The organism is Acinetobacter tandoii (assembly GCF_008867985.1).
Classification (GTDB): domain Bacteria; phylum Pseudomonadota; class Gammaproteobacteria; order Pseudomonadales; family Moraxellaceae; genus Acinetobacter; species Acinetobacter tandoii.
On sequence record NZ_VXLD01000002.1, the window covers coordinates 373384 to 394934 of the forward strand.

The window sequence follows — 21551 nt, forward strand, 5'->3', positions numbered from 1 at the left end:
ATCTGTATCGTTCAGCATTCAAGCCTTATACAATTGGGGCCGATAATACGCACTACATCAATGCAATACAATGCGCCTTTTGGACACATCAGTTCATATAAATCTTATACCATTCAATAAAAAAAGCAGCAGCCGTGACTGCTTTTTAAGTTCTACTTCACACTAACATTCAATTACTTTATTGATTATTCTGTTGTTTCTTTAAGCGTTCTTCCCAATACGTTGCATTACGAATACCTAGTTTTACAGGGTCAAAGGTATATTCTGTAACCCCTGCTTTTTGTTGCTGCTCATAATCTTTCAATGCTTTAATGGTAGGCTTCCATACAAAGTAGGTCACAATAATACCAACAATGTTAATCCAAGCCATTAAACCCACACCGATATCACCAATTCCCCAGATATAACCTGTTGCACTAATTACACCGTAAGCGACAGAAATCATGATAAAACATTTCGTAACGAACAATAACGATGGAGATTGAGTGATATAACTCAAATAAGTGATGTTGGTTTCTGCAATATAGTAATAAGCAACAATTGTGGTAAATGCGAAGAAGAATACCGCCAAAGCAACAAAAATTTGTCCAAAACCACCAAATACAGTGCTCACCGCCATTTGGGTAAATGCTGGCGAACCAATTTCGACAGTACCTGCAACATTTTGAACAATAAATTGTCCTGCTTCTAATGTGCCTTGTACGTTATACATACCTGTAATTAAAATCATGAAGGCTGTAGCAGAACAAACAAATAGCGTATCAACATAAATTGAGAAAGCTTGTACAAAACCTTGTTGCGCTGGATGTTGTACTTCTGCGGCTGCCGCTGCATGCGGTCCAGTCCCCTGACCTGCTTCATTTGAATACACACCACGTTTAACACCCCAACCAATGGCAGCACCCAGTCCTGCCATAGGGCTAAACGCATCGTCAAAAATAAGTTGCAGCACACGTGGCAATTCGTGAATATTAATGGCCACAATGACGAGGGCCATTAAAATATAGCCCAACGCCATAAATGGAACGACAAACTCTGCAAAACGTGCAATACGTTTAATACCACCAAAAATAATGATGGCCAACAAAGATAAAATTACAACCAAAGCAACTAATTTGAATGAACCTACATTACCAAAGACGATGGAACCTTCACCCGTAATTTGCGTAAAGGCATTCCCCACCGCATTGGCTTGAATACCTGGCAGGAACAAACCACAAGATACAATTGCGGCAACCGCAAATACCACCCCCAACCAACGTTGCCCTAAACCTTTATCAAAATAAAATGCAGGTCCACCACGGTACTGACCTTGGTATTCCACCTTATAAATTTGACCTAAAGTAGATTCTACGTAAGCTGTACTTGCCCCTAAGAAAGCCACAAGCCACATCCAAAATACTGCGCCCGGACCACCAAAACCAATTGCTGCTGCTACCCCTGCAATATTACCAACACCTACACGCCCCGAAAGTGATACGGCTAATGCTTGAAATGAAGAAATCCCTTGTTCTGAAGAACCACCATGTACTAATAATCTTGCCATCTCTTTCATTTGACGAACTTGAACAAAGCGCGTCAGAATAGAGAAAAATAAACCTGCTCCCAAACACAAATAAATAAGAGCCTTGCTCCAAATAATACTATTTACCCAATCAACAATTTCTGCTGCACTCATAGACATCAACCTTTTTTATATAATTTGAAAATGTTGCAATTGCTTTATTTTCATTTGTTTGAGCATGAGCAATATCTATGCCATCAAACTGCTGTGTCATGACAAGAAACAACCAAACGCTCAAACTCCTTCCATGGAAAAAGTGAACTGAACAAATCACTTGACTCAAAACACACTGTTTCTTACTTGTAAAAGTCTTATATCATGTTATTTTTCTGAGCAATTCCCTTTAACCAGTAATTACGATAAACAGCGACACTTCTTATTCCTTAAGAATTGCATTCACTGTATTTAATTGTTTTCGTAACTATTACTTTTATCTAATTTACAGATTATTTTCAATTTTATTTATGGCAAAAATTAAAACCGTATATCGCTGTGAGCAATGTGGTGCAGACCATTCAAAATGGGCTGGACAATGTGTTGAGTGTGGCGAATGGAATAGTCTGGTTGAAGTCCGCATTGAACCTGCGGTGACACATCGTGCCCAACCTAAAATGGGCGGAGGCTACGCAGGACAAGCAGCAAATATCACGACTTTAAATCAAGTCTCAGTTTCGCATGAAACGCGTCTTGCAACAGGTATTGGTGAGTTTGACCGCGTACTCGGCGGGGGCTTAGTCACTGGTTCTGTGGTATTGATTGGCGGTGATCCTGGTATTGGTAAATCAACCATTCTCTTACAAACAGCAACTTATATGGCAGCAGCCAGAAGTTCCGCACTCTATGTAACAGGTGAAGAATCCCTCTCGCAAGTTGCGCTACGGGCACAACGTTTAGACTTACCAACAGATCAACTCAAAGTAATGGCAGAAACTTGTGTAGAACGTATCTGTGAAGTTTTGGCACAAGAACGCCCTGCCGTTGCAATTCTCGATTCCATTCAAACCCTTTACACAGAAACTTTACAATCTGCACCGGGTGGTGTCTCACAAATTCGAGAGTCTGCCGCATTACTGACTCGTTTTGCCAAAAATAGTGGTACTGCACTGTTTATTGTGGGTCATGTGACCAAAGAAGGTGCTTTGGCAGGACCACGTGTACTTGAACACATGGTTGACTGCGTACTGTATTTTGAAGGTCAATCTGACTCACGTTATCGTATGATTCGCGCAGTAAAAAACCGTTTTGGTGCAGTCAATGAGCTGGGCGTGTTTGGTATGACCGATAAAGGCTTACGTGAAGTCGCCAATCCTTCAGCAATTTTCTTAAGTCGCTACGATGAAGCTATTCCAGGTTCAATTGTAATGATTAGCCGTGAAGGCACACGCCCACTTTTAGTCGAAGTGCAAGCTTTGGTGGATGATGCACACGGACAACCACGTCGCGTTGCCTTAGGCTTAGAACAAAACCGCCTAAACATGTTGCTTGCAGTCATGCACCGTCATGGTGGTGTACAAACCTCTGGACAAGATGTGTACGTTAATGTCGTCGGTGGTTTAAAAATTACTGAAACTGGTTCGGACTTAGCTGTTCTACTGGCGTGTGCCTCTAGTTTACGAGGTAAGGCATTGCCCCAACAATTAGCAGTTTTTGGCGAAGTTGGATTGTCAGGTGAAATTCGTCCTGTGCCAAATGGTCAAGAACGTTTAAAAGAAGCCATTAAACATGGTTTTAAATACATCATTGTGCCGCGTGCCAATGCACCACAGAAAGCCATTGCAGGCGTGCAAATTATTGCAGTAGCACGATTACATGAAGCATTAACCGAAGCTATGAATCTTTCTGAATGATCTAAGGTGAGTGTTAAAAATTAACTGTGCAAAATTAAACAAAAAAATTGTTTTTTCTTATTGAAAAAATTGACAAATGCCTGCATAAATACAGGGCTATTTATCATTTTTTATAGGAAAATTGAATGGAAGTTCGACAGCGTAGTTTAGTTGCAGGTATTTTAGCAGCGACGTTATTGGTAGCACCTTTGGCAGAAGCGAAACGTGCAGGTGGTGGTAAGAGTCATGGCATGAGCCGTTCTGCGACACCAACTCAGTCTTATCAACAACCTCGTCAAGCTACACCTGCTCAACAACCTGTTGCCCCTGCAACTGCACCACAAAAATCTGGTCCAGGTGTAGGTAGTATGGTTGCTGCTGGTGTTGCTGGTGCTGCCGTAGGTGCAGTGGCTGCAAATGCGCTTGCAGATGACCGTCCAGCTAGTCATGCTGAAGCTGCTCAAGAAGAGAAAGGCGGAATTCCAGGTTGGATCTGGATCCTTCTCGCTGCTGCTGTTGCCTTCTTCATTTTCCGCAAGATGGGCGCAAAAAAAAAATTAACATCCACTAATCCATATGCACCAAATAATGGCGGTCAAACTGCATCGCCATTTGGTCAAACACCTGCGGCACCGCGCACATCAACGGACAATACCAATATTTTTGGTCAATCTGTAGGTGGCGGTGCAGCAACTCAAGCACCTGTGAATAACGCGCCATTCGGTGCTGCCTATACCAACAGTGGCAATCAACTTCCTGATGGTACAGAGCCAGCCGCTTTCTTACGTATTGCACGCCAACGCTTTAACCATATTCAATCAATGAATACTGCCAGTAACATTGAAGAAATTCGTCGTTATTTAACGCCTGACTTATACCAGTCGATGTATAACGACATTATGGCGAACCGCGATCAAGACGTTGCTGAGTTCTCTAACTTGAATGCAATGGTAACGGATTCTGCGACTGAAAATGGTCAATATGTAGTGAGTGTGCGCTTTACAGGTACAGTCAGTGAAGACTTGAACAGTTTGCCGCAACCATTTACTGAAATCTGGCATTTTGTTAAACCTGCGGGTTCAAACCAAGACTGGTTAGTTGCAGGTATTCAACAGGCTTAAGCATTGAATTGCATAAAAACAGCGACTTCGGTCGCTGTTTTTATTTGTTATCAAATCAGGCTAATATCGCATGAAGAATATGCATAAACCCTTTTTCTAGCTGAGATGAAGCACCCAATCACAGGATATCCATATGCAATCTCTCGTTTGTTATAAAACCCTTCCTGTTTGGAAGCACGACAGCATTCCCTCCGCTTTTCAGCAAGCTCACAATACCAAACAAGGGACATGGGCAAAACTGCATATTTTAAAAGGTGAACTTGATTTTGCGATATTGAATGAACAAGGTGAAGTGATCTCAAAGCATCGTTTCAGTGTCTCTGAACAACCTCCTCGAGTTGAACCTCAAGTTTGGCATCGTATTGTGGCATTTAGTGATGATATTGAATGCCAGCTTAGCTTCTATTGCCAATCCGATCAATTGTTTACGCAGAAATATCAACTCACACCGACCCATTCAGAAATTTTAGCAGCTCAACCGTATTTACAAGGTGGAAAGGCATTGGATGTGGGCTGTGGTTCAGGTCGTAATGCCCTATTCTTAAGTCAGCACGGCTTTGAGGTCGATGTATGGGATGTAAATACACAAAGCTTACAACGCCTTGAACAAATCATTCAGGCCGAACAAATTACCAATATTCATATCCAACTGCGGGATTTAAACCTAAATCAGCAAATTGAAAAGCAATATGATTTCATCTATTGCACTGTCGTGATGATGTTCTTACAAGCCAGCACCATTCCACCGCTCATTCTCCAAATGCAACAAGCTACTAAATCAGGCGGATATAACTTGATTGTCTGTGCGATGGATAGTGAAGATTATCCTGTCCAACCTGACTTCCAGCTTCAAAGCGGGCGAGTTAAATGCACTTTATCAAAACTGGACGATCCTCAAATACAATGAAAATATTGGTGAGCTGCACCGTACTGATGAGCAAGGCCACCGAATTAAACAGCGCTTTGCCACGCTTTTTGCACAGAAGGTCTAGTTTGCAATATCTATAGGCAATAAAAAACCCACCTTAAGGTGGGTTTTTCTAAATTAATTCAATCTATTACAGGCGAACCAATTTCACGATTTGTTCTGCAAGCTCTTCTGCTTGTTCAGCAGTAAAACTTACATCGGTTGCATCAACGAGGTCAGTAATTACCACAACACCTGTTTCACGCAACAAAGCTACTTGTTCAGCGGTTAAACCTGCTTTCGCTATTGCTACCACACCTTGTTGAATCAACAAACTTTCTAACACTTGTGCTTGCTCAAGCGCTTTTGCTGTTACAGTGACTGCCGCAGGTTTTTGACCTAAACGTGCAGCACGATCTTCAGCAGAAACAGGGTTCGCATGTGCAGTCCATTCAACCGCGGCTTCAACCATACCCGCACCAACCGTCACATTGCTTAAACGGTCAATAAAGATAAATGAACCTGTATAACGGCTGTCTTGATAACGGTCAAATACGACTGGCGCATCAAATTCAACGGTTAAGTCTGCAATTGCATTTAGCTCTAACTGTTCAACTTGGGTATGCTCAAGTGTATTTACATTCACGCGGTAGTTAATTGCCGTTACTTTCGCTGGAACTGTTTGCGTACCAATCTTAACGTTATACAACTTACCTTTTACAAGTGGCTGGTCATTCATCCAAACCACAGTTGCGCGGACACTACGTGATAAAGAAGGCTCTTCACCTGCTTTTACCAACACGTTACCACGTGAAATATCAATTTCATCGTTTAAGGTTAAAGTAACAGCCTGACCAGCAATCGCATGCTCCAAGTTACCGTCATAAGTCACGATTTCTTTAACTGTCGACTTTTTACCTGAAGGTAACGCCACAATTTCATCGCCAACATGTACTTCACCCAGTGCGATTGTTCCGCAGAAACCACGGAAGTCGAGGTTTGGACGGTTGACATACTGCACAGGGAAACGGAATTCACTCTTGCTTGAATCACGGGTAATTTCTACAGATTCCAAGATGCTCATCAAGGTTTGACCTTGATACCATGGCGTATTGGCAGATGGGTTAACCACGTTATCGCCATTTAAAGCGGAAATTGGGACAAACAGAATATTGCTTGGTTTACGATCTAACTGGCTCACAAACTGTCGGTATTCTTCTTGAATTTCACCAAAGCGAGTTTCAGAGAATTCCACCAAGTCCATTTTGTTAATCGCAACAACAATGTTCTTAATACCCAACAAGCTCGCGATGTAAGTATGACGACGTGTTTGCGTTTGTACGCCATAACGCGCATCAATCAAGATGATCGCAAGGTCAGCCGTTGAAGCGCCTGTTGCCATGTTACGCGTATATTGCTCATGCCCTGGAGTGTCCGCAATGATGAATTTACGTTTTTCGGTTGAGAAATAACGGTAAGCGACATCAATGGTAATGCCCTGCTCACGTTCTGCTTGCAGGCCATCTACCAATAACGCAAGGTCAGGTGCATCGCCTGTTGTGCCGACTTTTTTACTGTCGCGGGTCACAGCTTGTAATTGATCTTCGTAGATCAATTTTGAATCATATAACAAACGTCCAATTAAAGTACTTTTACCATCATCGACGTTACCGCACGTCAAAAAGCGTAATAAGTCTTTTTGTTCATGCTGTTTTAAGTAAGCCAAAATATCTTGGCTAATTAATTCTGATTGATGAGACATTGCTCAAACTCCACAAATGCTTTGAAATCGATTTTTTAATCTCCCTAAATCCCTCTTTAATAAAGAGGGACTTTGATTAGGAAATTAGAAATAGCCTTCTTGCTTTTTCTTTTCCATAGAGCCAGCTTCATCATGGTCAATCATACGACCTTGACGTTCTGAGCTTGTCGCGAGCAACATTTCTTGAATAATTTCAGGTAAGGTATTCGCTTCTGACTCGACTGCACCTGTTAATGGGTAACAGCCTAAAGTACGGAAACGTACCGATTTCATTTGTGGAACTTCACCTTCGTGTAAACGCATACGTTCATCATCAACCATGATGAGTGTACCGCTACGTTCAACCACTGGACGTTCAGCAGCAAAATACAATGGAACAATTGGAATCTGTTCTAAATAAATGTATTGCCAGATGTCTAACTCTGTCCAGTTCGATAATGGGAACACGCGAATACTTTCGCCTTTGTTCACTTTACCGTTGTATAAATTCCATAATTCTGGACGTTGGTTTTTAGGATCCCAACGGTGTTTATTATCTCGGAAAGAATAAACACGCTCTTTCGCACGAGATTTTTCTTCGTCACGACGTGCGCCACCAAAAGCAGCGTCAAAACCATACTTATCCAGTGCTTGTTTCAAGCCCTGAGTTTTCATGATATCCGTATATTTTGAGCTACCGTGGTCGAACGGGTTAATGCCCGCATCACGACCTTCTTTGTTTTGATGTACGATCAAATCAAAGCCATGGGTTTTTGCCATGTTGTCACGGAATTGGATCATTTCCTTGAACTTCCAACCTGTATCTACATGCAGTAGTGGAAATGGAAGTTTTGCAGGATAGAACGCTTTCAAGGCAAGATGCAGCATCACAGCTGAGTCTTTACCAATGGAATATAACATTACCGGATTTTCGAATTCGGCAGCTACTTCACGAATAATGTGAATACTCTCAGCTTCAAGCTGTTTAAGATGAGTAAGTCTTTCCTCATTTATTGACATCGACAACACCGATTACTAATTCGTGCTTATTACACATTCAACAATTGATATTCATTATAGAGATTTACTATTCACAACTATTGCTTGTTTTATTATATTGATATGCAAAATTGTCATATAGAGCATAACTAATAATAACTATAAGTTTTCAAGCTATAGTCGATCTCTACCCTTTCAAAATGATTGCAAAGTCTTGGAAGATTAACCTATTCACTCTTTGCCTGTGCGGCAGCTTCGCGCTGTTGTCTTAGTTCAACACGCTTTTGAATTTCTGCACGCTCTAAATCATATTGCTTTTTATTATCTGCATCACTTTTTGCAGCTAAAAGTGCCATTCCGAGAATAAACACTGGAATGAGCAGCCCAAATGCCATGAGTTTCCAAGGCATCGGTTTTTTATTCACTTCAGGTTGGTTCATACGCAATAACTCAAATCTAATATCTTTTAAACGCGCAACAATATAACAAAAAAGAGCCTCAATAATGAGACTCTTTTTGCAAAGATGTATCTAACACAGGACTTAGAAATTACCTGTACATTGTGGATTTTGACTTGCATCTTTTTGTGCGTCGGTCAACACAATACCTGTAGCAGCAGACATATTTGCTTGAATGAAATCAAAAGCATCTGCATTTTTACAAACAATCGCTTGTGTATGCGTGGCATTCGGCACAATAGTCAGTTGGTATCCATCTGCATAAGCATTTTGAGGGAAATAGTTTGTCGCATTTGCTTTCATGTTTGCATATAAAGCCTGTGTAACTATAGGCAATACCGCTTGATCTTTCTCACCCTGAATAATAAATACAGGTGTTTTAATCACTTTTGCTGCGGTCGCGTTGGTGGCTGGTTGATTATCTATTAAAAATTTCTGAACTACTGGGTCCGTTTTAATCTTATTTAAATCAATGCCATATTGTGCAATTAAGTGTGTAGGATCTTCATTTAAGAAAGCAAGTACCCCGACTTTAAATTGTTCTTGTAAACCATTTGCACTATTCGGGTCTGCATAACCCAAACACGCACCATCATCGCCTGTACGGCCATATGCTTTTTCTGCAATATCCGCGGCACCTGCGGTAAAGATATTTTTTAAATCATAATTAGGTTGATATGCTTTAATACCTGAACTGGTCAGTGCTGCATAAGCCAACAACTCAGCATAACCATCTGCAATTTGATCAATTGCCGCTTGTCCTTGTTCTGCTGTAATGATGTTATTTGCAACTGCATATCGAACTTTTAGTAATTGTTCATCTAATCTATTCACACCCTTAGATTGATTATTTTCATCAAGATTCAACTGCGGATCGAGATAAATTTGAATAATTGTTCCTAAGCTTGACGCTGGTGCACCAGCGACTGCACCTTTATAACTGCTATCTGTATTGGCAAATTCCGCAGTACCCAACGAAGCATGTCCACCTTGTGACTGACCAATCGACATCCATGCGCCATTTAACTGCTTACCATAATGATCTTTTGCCGCTTTTACCGCTGCAATTGCGGAATTAGCCTGACTGGATAAGTTCAAATAAGGATGTACACCTGCTGTACCCAACCCCTCATAATCTGGTGCAATGATGACATAACCTGCGGCCAATAAGGTATCTGCAAGAATTTTAAAGCGAGGGTTAAGTAAATTTTTACTCGGAGCACAGTCATCTCCACCACCCACAGTCCCATGTTCCCAAACCACAACGCGATAGCCATCTTTGGGTTGAATGACTTTTGGAAACAATACCATGGCAGTGGCTGTTGCTGTTTTCCCTTGAACATTGGTCATATTATAGGTCATGACTTTAATCGACGAGCTATTCACTACTGTATCTAAAGCATAATTTCCTTCAGATAAATAGGTTTTATTAGAATCGGCCACCGTATTATCGTCATCATCATTACAAGCTGTTAAAAATAGACTTGAAAGTGTCAATGTAAGTGCCAAAGCTATTTTCGTGCGCTTCATAAAATATCCTTTTTTAATCTTTATTTTTTTGGCATGAAACTACATGCAGAATTATTAAGGCATAAAAAAAGTGCCCTGTATAGGACACTCTTTAACCATATGGTCATTTCAAACTATTAATTCTAAAAAAATTCCCATAAAAATTATCATTCCTACCCAACGATTGTGACGGAACGCCCAAAAACAGAGTTGCGGATCACGGTTTTTGGTTTTAACCGCTTGAAAGATAAAATCCCCAGCAACTAAAATTAATGCAAGCAAACCAAATGGCATCAATAATTGTTCTAGAAATAAAGCCGTTGCAATTAAAATCAGGCTTAATACCTGCAACGTACCAATAATTTGAATATCGTAACGTCCAAATAAAATCGCGGTTGATTTCACCCCAATTTTTAAATCATATTCACGATCAGTAATGGCATATTGCGTATCATAAGCAACCGTCCACGCTAAATTCCCAAAATACAATAACCAACAGGTTAATCCCAAAGGTTCACCCACCGCGGTATAGGCCATTGGAATAGACCACGAAAATGCAGCGCCCAAAAATACCTGTGGCAAATGGGTATAGCGTTTCATAAAAGGATAGATAAACGCGAGAAATAGCGCACCGAAAGAACAATAAAAAGTTTCTATCGGTAAAAAAAATAGCATACATGCACTGGCCAAAACCAGTATTAAAAACACATAAACAGCTTCTTTTGCACTAATCACCCCTGTTGCCAAAGGTCTGTTTTTGGTTCGCTCTACATGAGCATCTACTTTACGATCTGCGAAGTCATTAATCGCACAACCAGCAGCACGCATAAAAATGGTGCCCAAAATCATTGGAATTAAAATTCCTAAACTTGGCATACCTTTATTCGCAACCCATAAAGCCCACATGGTTGGCCAAAAGACTAATTCAGTACCAATGGGTTTATCGAAACGACATAAATAATAATAAGCTTCTAAGCGTTCACGCCAAGTAATATGTTGCACCGTAGCCATGAAAATCCTTTAACAATTTCATAATTTGGTTTTGCGTAGATACTGCTCGAATGCAGGTAAGAACGTTTCTTGAACAATAAATTTACAACCGTGCCAAGTATAACAACTTTGGCGTGTCCAACCATCTTCTAACCAAATCACACGGCGTTCACATGCTGGATTGGTACGCTGGAACAAAAACCAGCCAATTGGTTTTGTGCCAATATGTTTAAAAAGTCTTGCTCGACCTTGCAAACTTAGAATCGGAAAAATACTTTTCGCTTTAACCCAAGGCTGCATATCATTGCCATATAAAAAGCTTTCTCTAACCCATGAGGTATGCTGATGTGGCATTCTCATCCATTTTGCATCAATAAAATGTAGGCGCTGAAAATGTTCTTTAATCGGTTGTACCCTAAATTTTCCACCCGCTAAATCCGTGAGTTGCTGCGTCAATGAACCTGAAGCATACAACCATGTTTTCAGTTCAGTTGGAATCTGCTGCTGCATAACCTTACCTGTTTAATTGATCCACTTTACATTTAAACCCTTTTAGAGTTTATAAAGAATGTTATTGATTTAATTTAAAGATCAATTATTAACAATTATCTGTTTTTGCAATGACTTCAAACTTCCCTTGTGGCGTTTTCACCAAGATGAACCCTTCAGCACTCAGAAAAAAACTTTGGGGGTAATCATAGTCGAGTGCTAATTCTGGGCTTTTTAGTGCAACAAACTCTGCCTGTTTATAACCTTCTGGAGTACGCCCAACTTCAATATAGGTCACCATTGAGAAATTAAGTTTAAAACCTTTGTCATGGTCTTTGGGATCAATCCACGGATAAAAACTGGTGTGTTTTTTACGCTGTGCCATAAAGCCGTTCTATTTTTAAAATAAAACAGATAATACAAAAAAAACCCGCGACGAGCGCGGGTTTTTTACAGTGGAATTCCGTTCAGAATTACAAGCTGTAGTACATATCAAATTCAACTGGGTGAGTAGTCGTGTTAAGACGACGAACTTCTTCAGTTTTAAGTTCAATGTACGCATCAAGCATTTCTTTAGTGAATACGCCACCTTTAAGAAGGAAGTCATGATCCGCTTGAAGTGCTTCAAGAGCCATATCTAGGCTATGTGCAACTGTAGGGATTTTAGCTTCTTCTTCTGGAGGAAGGTCATACAAGTTTTTGTCAGCAGCTTCACCTGGGTGAATCTTGTTTTGGATACCGTCGATACCCGCCATTAACAATGCTGCAAAACCTAAGTACGGGTTCATCATTGGATCTGGGAAACGAGCTTCGATACGCTTGCCTTTAGGGCTAGAAACGTAAGGAATACGGATAGATGCAGAACGGTTACGCGCTGAGTAAGCCAACATAATTGGTGCTTCAAAGTGCGGAACTAAACGCTTGTACGAGTTTGTAGAAGGGTTAGTAATTGCGTTCAATGCACGAGCATGCTTGATCACACCACCGATGAAGTAAAGCGCCATTTCTGAAAGACCAGCGTATTCATCACCAGCAAACAAGTTCTTGCCATCTTTAGAGATAGACATGTGAACGTGCATACCTGAACCGTTGTCACCTACCATTGGTTTAGGCATAAACGTTGCAGTTTTAGCGTATTGGTGAGCAACGTTCCAAACAGCATATTTAAACTGTTGTACTTCGTCTGCTTTACGAACCATGGTATTGAAGCTCACACCAATTTCTAATTGGCAAGATGCAACTTCGTGGTGATGTACTTCTACACGACCTGGGCCCATGATGTCTTCAATTTTTGCACACATTTCTGCACGCATGTCATGTGAAGAGTCAACTGGAGGAACTGGGAAGTAACCACCTTTAACACGTGGACGGTGACCTGAGTTACCAGATTCATAGTCTTTACCAGTAGACCAAGCAGCTTCTTCAGCGATTAATGTATGACGAGCGCCAGACATATCGATGTCCCACTTCACTTCGTCAAATACAAAGAATTCTGGTTCTGGACCAAAGAATGCAGTATCACCAATCCCTGTAGATTTTAGATATTCTTCTGCACGGCGAGCAATAGAACGTGGGTCACGATCATAACCTTGACCAGTTGATGGCTCGATAACATCACAAGTAACAACTACTGTAGGCTCAGCGAAGAACGGGTCAATAAAACCTGTTTCTGCATCTGGGCGTAAAATCATGTCAGACGCTTCGATACCTTTCCAACCAGCAATTGAAGAACCGTCAAACATTTTACCGTCTTCAAACGTATCTTCATCAATTGTATCTGCTGGGTAAGTAACGTGCTGTTCCTTACCTTTAGTATCAGTAAAGCGGAAATCGACCCATTTTGCGCCACTTTCTTGGATGAGTTGAAGGACCTTGTTCGCCATGCTCATTTTGCTCCGATGATTTTTTGTTGCACCTGTGGAGTGCGTGTTAGTAGTTGGCAGTTATAAAGCAATTCTCATACCAACTTTTAAAAAGCAAAGCTAAAACATTGAATTATTTATCAGAATACAAGATTTATAAACTTCGCTTAACACCTATTATACTGTTTGAAAAATGAAATGCACCATATTCAGACATTTTCATTATCAAGCAATTAATCACCTCATAAAAAGAACCAAAATAGTGCATTTAAATATAAATGTTTTAATGCAGTGCATTTTTCAGCATATTTCACCATGTTGATGTGTCTTTTATTTATAAACCTCAGCGTAATTAATCAGGAAAGCTTATCAATAATATAAAATTTCGTCTTTGGAACTACTTCACACAATAATGAGATGACTTTTTACTCGACTTTCCATCCCCATCCTCTATTTTTAAGTACGTCTAACAAAAAGTTTGCACTACTTTATTGCGAGTTAAGACCATCCTTAACTCGAACTCATTTTGTGACCCAATGGTTCTGACATCTTTAAAAAAAAAGACGAAAGCTCAATATCTAGCAATATAGACAATCAAAAAAATTGACCAACACTGCTCTACAACAGGTCAAGAACAAAGGCCCGATCACAATGCTTTTTCAACGACTTAGCAGTTATCAAAAAATGATCCTTTTAAGATTTAAGTAAACGAAAAAATTGGTTACTACCTTCCTCATCTAATCACAATTATGAAATGTAAAAAATTTTATGTTTAAGTCTTTGTTCTCTCTTTACGAGAAGTTTACGCTACGGATAAGCACATTAAGCAAAGTAACATGCTAATTCTATTGCTGATATGGTCAACATACCTTTTCAATTTCACTATGATGAGCGGATTGATGCAATTGAAGATACAAAGAGCGGGATCAACTCAATATTCAACCTGTGATTAACGACAGTTCTAAGTGTGATCAGTAGTTGTACTGGACATAGATTACGAAGTTTGTTTCATTCTTCAACTGATCTGGAGCAGGAACCGTTGTATTTAAACAAATGAATGATGTAGCTTTTGACAGATTGGCAAATCATTTTTAGGCAGTTCAAGATAAAACAATGATGGCATCCCCTTCTTTATGAGGCAGTACGGGTAGACCACCAACATAAAAACGAACCTAAAGTGACCAAAGCAGCACCTTGCCAAAATGCCCATGACAGCTCCAAATCAAGTAACTGCATAGCAATAAATGAAGAAATAATCGGCGTGAAATAGGATGCCGCTGTAAGCAAATGAATATTGCCATGCAAAATGCCAATATTCCAAGCAGCGTAACCTAATCCAAATGCAGCAGCACTAATCGCCAAATAAAAAAAACTCTGTAGGTGAAGCTCAGGAACTTGAAAATCACCCATCCAAACATATTTAAGCCATAAGGCCACTGCAGTTAGGCAAAAAAATAGAGCTATTACATTCTGACCATCGCCAATTTTCTTCGTAAGCGTGCAATATGCTGCCCAAATAAAAGCACCCATAAAAGCTAAAGCATAACTGATGGGGTTAAGCGAAATATTCTGTATCAGTTGATTGAAACTAAACTCACCATTTCCAACTTGAACCTGAATAATTCCAAATAAAGTCAGTAATATCCCCACAATCACTAAAGGATGAAACTTTTGCTCTTTGGTTAAAATTAAAAGTAAAACGGTCAGGCTTGGCCACAAATAATTCAGAATGCTCACTTCCACAGCTTGTTGGTTATTTTGAGCAAATGCTAAAGAAAGTGACAGGCATAACTCATAAGCAACAAATAGAATTGAACCCCAAATGAGGTAAACTTTAGGAAATAAATGTAATTTTGGTGGTTTAAATAAGATCAGTAAAATGAAGGAACTTAAACTATAAATTAAACACACACCCAAAATTGGTCCGAAGCTATCCGTTACTTGTCGTAATAAGCCAACAATAGCGGCCCAGAATAAAATGGCGCACAATCCAATTATAGTGGCGAAACGATACGACATAATCCCTGACTTAACACGTGTAAATTCATGTGAATGTAGCAATAGTCAGATAGAGCGACAAGTTATTTATGCCAAAGACAAATCAATATCACCATCTCATTTAGATCCCGTTTGGACTGATCGTGATAATAAGTAATCAAAGAATCACGAATGATAAATTTTTATAACACTTTTAATTCGCACCTTGCACCATATTTTGCTTCGGTAATAATTTACAGCCGCAAGATAAAGAATCATTCACTCTCGCAACGGCTTTGCCCATCACCAACATATGCATATCTCCTGAAATAATGGTCGCGACCACTTTATGCAACGGACAAGTTGCTTTATCACCAATGCAAGCAACTGCAATCCCTTCGACCAAGAAACTTGCATTTCCAGAAATTACTTTACCACCACCTGTTGTTGGGCATCCAACTGTTATATAAGGCACCGCCATACCCTTATCCCCTTATTAGCAACTAAAGTACTTCAAACTCAATTCTACGATTTTTTTTACGTCCCTCTATTGAGGCATTATCCGCGACAGGTTTCTCTGAACCCAATCCAGCCGTACTTAAACGTCCTGCAACAATCTCTTTCTGAATTAGATACGTTTTGACTGCTTCTGCACGTGCCAAGCTCAACGCCACATTCTTTTTAGCATCACCAGAACTATCAGTATGACCAATAATTTTGACGTTCTTGTCTCGTACTTTATTTAATGCTACTGCCATCTCGTCCAGAATTTTTGTTCCTGTAGGCGTTAAAATTGCACTTCCAGATTCAAATTCTACAATTCGATCTTTCAAAGCATCATCTACGATTTTTTGTTCGGATTGATTAATCGTAAAACTCGTATTTACCCGATAAGGTGGCAGTACAAGGGATTGAAACATAGATGTAACTGGTTGAATTTCTGTTGGATTTATCAGTTTTCCTGTTAATTCAACTTGTGTTCCTTTTACAGTTAACTTACCAGCTGTGATTTTTTTTAAATCCGAAGTAATCACCCGTGCCACAGTATCATCCCAAGCTTGGGGTGTGGCGACAGGTCTTATTTGGATTTTATCCACAACCTGATCCTGCCCATAAACAGCATACAATTTCTGTAAAATTGCCTGTTTACTGGTTTGATTAGCAACCACACCTTCAACAATTACAGGCTGTGCATAAAGTAAAGCACTAGACAACAAACCACATGCCAAGATGATATTTTTGCAAATCGTTCTATTTTTAAAATTCATTGTTAATATTAGCCACGAATAAATGTTTGTTTAAAAAGTTTAACCCCTTGAGTGAGGCTCAATTGTCGCTCACACAAGGCCTGTTCTAAGGCCGCTAAACCGGCATTTTGTTCCAAATAGCGATCGATCCATTCGGCATGAATCAAAGAAACCCAACGTTCAGTGGTAAAATTTTGCATAAAAATATCGCTGAGAGCTGAAATATCGGCACCTTGAAATCCAAAGAGTAAAATAGGTTCTTCGGCATGCAACAACCCAATCAAAACTTCTGTATTTTGGCTACCAATGAACAAATGAATTAAATTGACCCAGAATGCTGCAATTTCATAACGATAATGTGCATTATGTATGGGTAAAATCAACACCTTATTTAAATTAGCAACGCCCACACTGAGAATAGGTTGTAATAACAAACCTAAGCCAATCATACTTTGAGCCAGTTGATAACTATTCATTTTCATTAAACTGGCAAATGAATACATGGTCTGATGATCAAAGAAATCGAGACTAAGATTAAGATGACAACTCTGCTTATCACGACCAAAATGTGATAATTGTTCCAGTAATTGGTCGGGTTCCCGAATTGCTTGCAACTTTTTATTCGTTTGAAATAAATCAATTAATAAAGGTTTATACACAACTGGTGCATAGCACAAATTCTGCATTGGATTAGAAGCTTCTAGCAAATGACACAATACCATTGGAAACTTTCGTCCCGAAGCATCTTCACTGGCTTCTAAGTTGGCAAGTAAAAGCTCTGATTCCATTGGATTGGCAATAAAAAAATCTAAGCTCGGCAGAGTTTGATATGATTTTTCAAAGTCAGGCTTTTGCATCGCCAACTCCAATGCTTCAGTCATCCAGCGATCAATCATTTGAATAACATTAGACTGCCCTTTACTTTTTAGGAAGTCTCCACGCGCTGGACTCTTACCAAAATAAAATGATGCTGTTTTACTTACTTGCATTGGGCCCCTCCCTCACTCCTTTTCGAGCATCGTGTCATTATGGTTTTACTCCTGATAAAGCTTGCGAAGGAGAAGTCAAATTTTGCGGAGCTTCTTTTATGTTGACTTGTGGTGGAGCAACTTGTGCAGCAACGACTCGTACAGCTTTGTCCATAACCACTTTATCCACCAGCTGCAGACCTGCATAACCTCGACCAGCACCCACACTGCCACCGCTATTACCACTAATCAGGCGGAAGTTTAACTTCACAGCAAGTGATGGATCTTTTGGACTGGCCCAAGTCATTTCAAAACTGCCGTTTTGTGGCTTTCTTTGCGCAGAATCAATCAAGCGGTTAATGCCATATTCACCTGGTGCCTCAAAAATGGTATGAGTTTGTCCTTCTAAATCGACAGCTGTGATTCTGACACCAGGAATAGCACCTGGATTTGGCCAAATGAAATTCACCCACTGCTGTATTCCATTTTCATACACCATTCTTTGACCATCAATATCGACGCTATAGGACAGAAATTTTGGATTCGGTAATGGATAGAATTGGAAATTCGATTGACTCGCGGCAGTAGAAGGTGCTGTTTGATTTAAATCACCTGTCGCTACACCATTCGCTGGCGCAACATAACTTTGAAAATTCATCACAAACTGCGGATTTAGACCTATACCTAAATCTTTCCATGTTTTAGATGACAACATATATCCACGTCGGATCACTAAAGGATCCAGACTTTCTTTAACAAAACGAGCAATACTGCCTGTCTCACCAAAAATCTGTGCAATTTCCGCGCTGGTCGCTTGTATTGTCGCGCCCTGATTAAATGGATATTTTTGTCCCAAAGTCGTGCTGAATGGTTGATATGCCTGCATGACCCATAATTTATTCAGTTCATCTTGTGCAGGAGGCAATAAAGCATTAAAAGCTTGGGTCAATGGACTCACCAATAGACGTTGTAACACTTGCTGATCTGTCGCATTCAGCCCAACCATTAACTTTTCATCGACAATTTTCTGCGTAGCATTAAATACAGAAGTTTGTTCATTAATCGTTTGTTTAACGACGGTTAAAGCACTTGGGCCAATATCCCCTGCATTTTTTAAATCATTAAACTTACTACGTACCTGAGAAAGGTTATTTAAATATTCATCCAAAAGAGACTGATTTTGCTGATCATCACGCTTACGTATCAGTTGATAGAAAAATACAAACTCTTGCGATATTGGCCCTTGAGCCTGATTGATGGCTTTCTTTATGGCATCTTCGTTATTTTGTCTTAATATCGTACGCTTGAACCATGCAACAAAACCTGTTTGTGGTGCTGCCAATTCAGCTTGTACAACTGGGTTATCCCAACTGGTTTCTTTCGTCACACGTTCTATCAATATTCTGATTGGTGAGTTTTGCGGTTCACCTAAGATTTCGACAATACGAGCATCACTTTTAAAGTCTGTTCCTTTTGCATAATGTACGGCGTTCAGGAACTTTTTCCATTCTGCAATATATTCCTGCTTATACAACTGGGTGAGTTGTTTTCGAATTTGATCTGGACTTCCAGTAAAAGTTAAATCATCCGATTGAGTCGTATTCAGCACCCAATCTTTTGTATCAGTCGGTTTATTCGCGGCATCTTCAATGGCTTGAGAAACGTAATCATCCCATGCCTTATAAGTGAATACACCTGGTAGCGCGTAGCCTCCCATTAATATGCTCTTATTATTTTCTCCCACAATTTGACCAACAGTCAGTGCAGGGAAACGAACTGATGCACGCATTTTAATTTCATTATAAACTCGGTCTCGCGCTGGCATACCCCGTACTACAGCCACCATCACTTGACGAGTTTGATCCACCAATTGTGTATCCGCTTCTAATACAGGGAACTGTTTTTGATTTGCTAGAGACATCGCATAAGTTAAAACTTGCTCCGCTTTTTGCATCAGCTCACTTTGTGGCATTGCTCCACGATTTGCCAATAACCAAGAACGCCAAAACTTTGTCACCTGATCACTGAGATGACTTGCATCCATATACTGTGGATTGCTCAGCATGATATATGCCTTTAAAGCATTATAAGCATCTTGAGGGTTAGTATCAGACGGTTCAAAGTACTGTTGATTTTTATTGGCGGCCAATTGTTGAATTTGTACATTGACATGATTCGCCTTTAACGTTGCTTCATTACTTTTAACCCGCTGCAAATATTGCGCAATATTCTGTTGCGAAGGTTCCAATACAATCTGCCGAATACCTTTCAAATATTCACCTTGTAATTTCTCACGCAATTGATTGCCTTGATATAAACCAAATGAAAATTTGAAAGGATGATCTTGATCAAAGGTATCTAATTGCTGCAATCGATTTTGCAGTATTAAAAGGGCTTCTAATTGTGTCGCTAAATCATTTTCGGATGTTTTTTCCAACTGTTGGACTTTGTTTAGGTCCGCTTGCACATCCAAAATCAACTGCTGGTTATTACGATAAGACCAAACCCATACGCCAAGTACCATAGCAACTGTTATTAAACCCACCATAAAGCCCAAGTAACGTTGGCGTTTACGTAAAGGATTAATATGTTGCTTAACCAAATTTTTATCTTTTAAAATTACATTTGAAAATAAACCTTTTAAAAAATAACCATGATTTTGTGCACTGATTTTCTTTGAGGCATCTTCAACATGTAGCCGATTCAAATCAAATTCTTGTGCAATTTGCTCAGTCATCGGGCTTTCAATGATGCCCTCCTGTAATGCACTGGTAAAATAGAAACCACGAAAAACAGGTTTAAATTGATAAGGGTTGTCTTCAAATAATGCGGCAATAAATGTCTTTACCGCTGGTTTTAATGTTTTAAACTCGAGCGGAAATGTCATTACCCCAGGTGAAATATTTTGTGCATGGCGACGACTTAAATGTGTGGTGCTTACGCTTTTTAAGCCATCAAATAGCGTATTATAATGTTGCTCAAATAAGTCTGAAGCATTCGGCGAAGAGTCAGCGTGATATGGAAGTGTTGCACCCCACACTTGATCGAATTCCTGCCCCTCATAACATTCAAAAAACTCAGTAAAACCCGCAATCAAATCCATTTTCGTAAACACCACATAAACTGGTGCAAAAACTTCTAATCGTTCTGTTAAGTCTTGAATACGTGCTCTTAAATTTTTGGCAAGTTTTAGTGATTTCTCAGGACTCTGACTAATCAATTCGGCAATACTAACCACCACAATTAAGCCATTCACTGGTGCTTTCGGTCGATTTTTTTTCAATAGTTTTAAAAAACCAAGCCATTCACCATGGTCCTCTGCATACACAGAATAACGACCTGCTGTATCTAATAAAACACCATCTGTTGAGAAAAACCAGTCACAGTTTCGGGTTCCACTTAGCCCAGCAGACACTACTTTTTGATGGGATTCTTCAAATGGAAACTTTAAGCCAGAATTATAAATCGCCGAACTTTTACCTGCTGCTGGATTGCCAATGACCATATACCAAGGCAGTTCATATAAAGCAGCATTGCCCTTCTTATCCCCCAATTTTGATTTACGAATCAGTTGAATGGATTCTTTCATTTGTTGTTGAATCAATCTTAATTCTTCATTATTTTTGGTTTGACTGTACTCAGATTCGGTTTCCTTACCCATTGCTTCTGCAAGTTGTTCACCTTGCTGTTCATACTTTCGACGTTGAATCAACCAGTAAATACCATAACCGATTAAACCCAAAAGATAGGCAATACACAGCATAATAAAGATATGCCGAGGCACCACATTAAATGAAGATATCAGAGCAACCAATATGGAAAGTGCAATCATTGCTTTTGGGTTGGTAATGTACTGCCACAAGTAGCCTAAAATTGTATACATTGTTATCTCG

Annotated in this window: 16 protein-coding genes and 1 pseudogene; 3 read left to right on the forward strand and 14 right to left on the reverse strand. The window is 39.8% G+C overall.

The features are described from left to right. Positions 1–178: 178 nt before the first annotated feature. The gene (locus F4W09_RS04795) at positions 179–1678 is read right to left on the reverse strand and encodes an alanine/glycine:cation symporter family protein (protein WP_151504184.1); all 1500 of its coding nucleotides are present in this window, start codon (positions 1676–1678) and stop codon (positions 179–181) included. 350 nt (positions 1679–2028) lie between these two features. On the opposite strand from F4W09_RS04795, the gene radA reads away from it, so the two are divergent. From radA to tehB, 3 genes and pseudogenes are all read left to right on the forward strand, one after another. Then, a complete protein-coding gene (gene radA / locus F4W09_RS04800; RefSeq protein WP_016165904.1) occupies positions 2029–3411 on the forward strand; it encodes a DNA repair protein RadA in 1383 nt (460 codons plus the stop codon). A 125-nt stretch (positions 3412–3536) separates the two neighbouring features. After that, positions 3537–4511: a Tim44 domain-containing protein gene (locus F4W09_RS04805; RefSeq protein ID WP_151504185.1), complete on the forward strand. Its 975-nt coding sequence runs from the start codon at positions 3537–3539 to the stop codon at positions 4509–4511. 133 nt (positions 4512–4644) lie between these two features. Then, positions 4645–5503, forward strand: a pseudogene (gene tehB, locus F4W09_RS04810) (SAM-dependent methyltransferase TehB). A gap of 66 nt (positions 5504–5569) precedes the next feature. Here the strand turns inward: tehB and cysN are convergent. The 13 genes from cysN to tssM all read right to left on the reverse strand — a co-directional run bounded on the left by cysN (position 5570) and on the right by tssM (position 21541). Then, complete coding sequence (cysN, locus tag F4W09_RS04815) at positions 5570–7180, reverse strand: sulfate adenylyltransferase subunit CysN (protein WP_151504186.1); 1611 nt, start codon at positions 7178–7180, stop codon at positions 5570–5572. An 84-nt stretch (positions 7181–7264) separates the two neighbouring features. Continuing rightward, the gene (gene cysD, locus F4W09_RS04820; protein ID WP_026441297.1) at positions 7265–8173 is read right to left on the reverse strand and encodes a sulfate adenylyltransferase subunit CysD; all 909 of its coding nucleotides are present in this window, start codon (positions 8171–8173) and stop codon (positions 7265–7267) included. Positions 8174–8385: 212 nt separating this feature from the next. After that, positions 8386–8598, reverse strand: coding sequence for a hypothetical protein (locus tag F4W09_RS04825; RefSeq protein WP_016165899.1), 213 nt, complete (start codon positions 8596–8598; stop codon positions 8386–8388). Between the two features lie 102 nt (positions 8599–8700). Beyond that, entirely contained in the window at positions 8701–10146 is a 1446-nt protein-coding gene (locus tag F4W09_RS04830; RefSeq protein WP_151504187.1) for an alpha/beta hydrolase, read from the reverse strand. A 108-nt stretch (positions 10147–10254) separates the two neighbouring features. Then, entirely contained in the window at positions 10255–11136 is an 882-nt protein-coding gene (gene ubiA, locus F4W09_RS04835; RefSeq protein ID WP_151504188.1) for a 4-hydroxybenzoate octaprenyltransferase, read from the reverse strand. 18 nt (positions 11137–11154) lie between these two features. Then, on the reverse strand, positions 11155–11625 hold the full coding sequence (locus F4W09_RS04840; protein ID WP_016165896.1) for a chorismate--pyruvate lyase family protein: 471 nt from the start codon (positions 11623–11625) through the stop codon (positions 11155–11157). 88 nt (positions 11626–11713) lie between these two features. Further along, positions 11714–11989: a hypothetical protein gene (locus F4W09_RS04845; protein ID WP_016165895.1), complete on the reverse strand. Its 276-nt coding sequence runs from the start codon at positions 11987–11989 to the stop codon at positions 11714–11716. An 88-nt stretch (positions 11990–12077) separates the two neighbouring features. Then, positions 12078–13493 carry a type I glutamate--ammonia ligase gene (gene glnA, locus F4W09_RS04850; RefSeq protein ID WP_171284946.1) on the reverse strand — a complete coding sequence of 472 codons (1416 nt, stop codon included), beginning with the start codon at positions 13491–13493 and terminating at the stop codon, positions 12078–12080. A gap of 1104 nt (positions 13494–14597) precedes the next feature. Then, positions 14598–15485, reverse strand: a complete 888-nt coding sequence (gene yddG, locus F4W09_RS04855) for an aromatic amino acid DMT transporter YddG (protein WP_151504189.1) — start codon at positions 15483–15485, stop codon at positions 14598–14600. A 172-nt stretch (positions 15486–15657) separates the two neighbouring features. After that, positions 15658–15924 carry a PAAR domain-containing protein gene (locus F4W09_RS04860; protein WP_151504190.1) on the reverse strand — a complete coding sequence of 89 codons (267 nt, stop codon included), beginning with the start codon at positions 15922–15924 and terminating at the stop codon, positions 15658–15660. Between the two features lie 22 nt (positions 15925–15946). Then, positions 15947–16711: an OmpA family protein gene (locus F4W09_RS04865; protein ID WP_151504191.1), complete on the reverse strand. Its 765-nt coding sequence runs from the start codon at positions 16709–16711 to the stop codon at positions 15947–15949. A gap of 8 nt (positions 16712–16719) precedes the next feature. Beyond that, positions 16720–17679 (reverse strand): type VI secretion system-associated protein TagF, encoded by a 960-nt coding sequence (gene tagF, locus F4W09_RS04870; protein ID WP_151504192.1) that lies wholly within the window; start codon positions 17677–17679, stop codon positions 16720–16722. A gap of 37 nt (positions 17680–17716) precedes the next feature. Next, the gene (gene tssM, locus F4W09_RS04875; RefSeq protein WP_151504193.1) at positions 17717–21541 is read right to left on the reverse strand and encodes a type VI secretion system membrane subunit TssM; all 3825 of its coding nucleotides are present in this window, start codon (positions 21539–21541) and stop codon (positions 17717–17719) included. Positions 21542–21551 lie beyond the last annotated feature (10 nt).

Bases quoted from the DNA above. Each gene is read 5' to 3' on its own strand.
- F4W09_RS04860 (WP_151504190.1), bottom strand. From the start codon at position 15,924: ATGGCGGTGCCTTATATAACAGTTGGATGCCCAACAACAGGTGGTGGT.
- F4W09_RS04840 (WP_016165896.1), bottom strand. From the start codon at position 11,625: ATGCAGCAGCAGATTCCAACTGAACTGAAAACATGGTTGTATGCTTCA.
- radA (WP_016165904.1), top strand. From the start codon at position 2,029: ATGGCAAAAATTAAAACCGTATATCGCTGTGAGCAATGTGGTGCAGAC.
- glnA (WP_171284946.1), bottom strand. From the start codon at position 13,493: ATGAGCATGGCGAACAAGGTCCTTCAACTCATCCAAGAAAGTGGCGCA.
- F4W09_RS04825 (WP_016165899.1), bottom strand. From the start codon at position 8,598: ATGAACCAACCTGAAGTGAATAAAAAACCGATGCCTTGGAAACTCATG.
- F4W09_RS04830 (WP_151504187.1), bottom strand. From the start codon at position 10,146: ATGAAGCGCACGAAAATAGCTTTGGCACTTACATTGACACTTTCAAGT.
- tagF (WP_151504192.1), bottom strand. From the start codon at position 17,679: ATGCAAGTAAGTAAAACAGCATCATTTTATTTTGGTAAGAGTCCAGCG.
- yddG (WP_151504189.1), bottom strand. From the start codon at position 15,485: ATGTCGTATCGTTTCGCCACTATAATTGGATTGTGCGCCATTTTATTC.
- F4W09_RS04845 (WP_016165895.1), bottom strand. From the start codon at position 11,989: ATGGCACAGCGTAAAAAACACACCAGTTTTTATCCGTGGATTGATCCC.
- F4W09_RS04865 (WP_151504191.1), bottom strand. From the start codon at position 16,711: ATGAATTTTAAAAATAGAACGATTTGCAAAAATATCATCTTGGCATGT.
- cysN (WP_151504186.1), bottom strand. From the start codon at position 7,180: ATGTCTCATCAATCAGAATTAATTAGCCAAGATATTTTGGCTTACTTA.
- F4W09_RS04805 (WP_151504185.1), top strand. From the start codon at position 3,537: ATGGAAGTTCGACAGCGTAGTTTAGTTGCAGGTATTTTAGCAGCGACG.
- F4W09_RS04795 (WP_151504184.1), bottom strand. From the start codon at position 1,678: ATGAGTGCAGCAGAAATTGTTGATTGGGTAAATAGTATTATTTGGAGC.
- tssM (WP_151504193.1), bottom strand. From the start codon at position 21,541: ATGTATACAATTTTAGGCTACTTGTGGCAGTACATTACCAACCCAAAA.
- ubiA (WP_151504188.1), bottom strand. From the start codon at position 11,136: ATGGCTACGGTGCAACATATTACTTGGCGTGAACGCTTAGAAGCTTAT.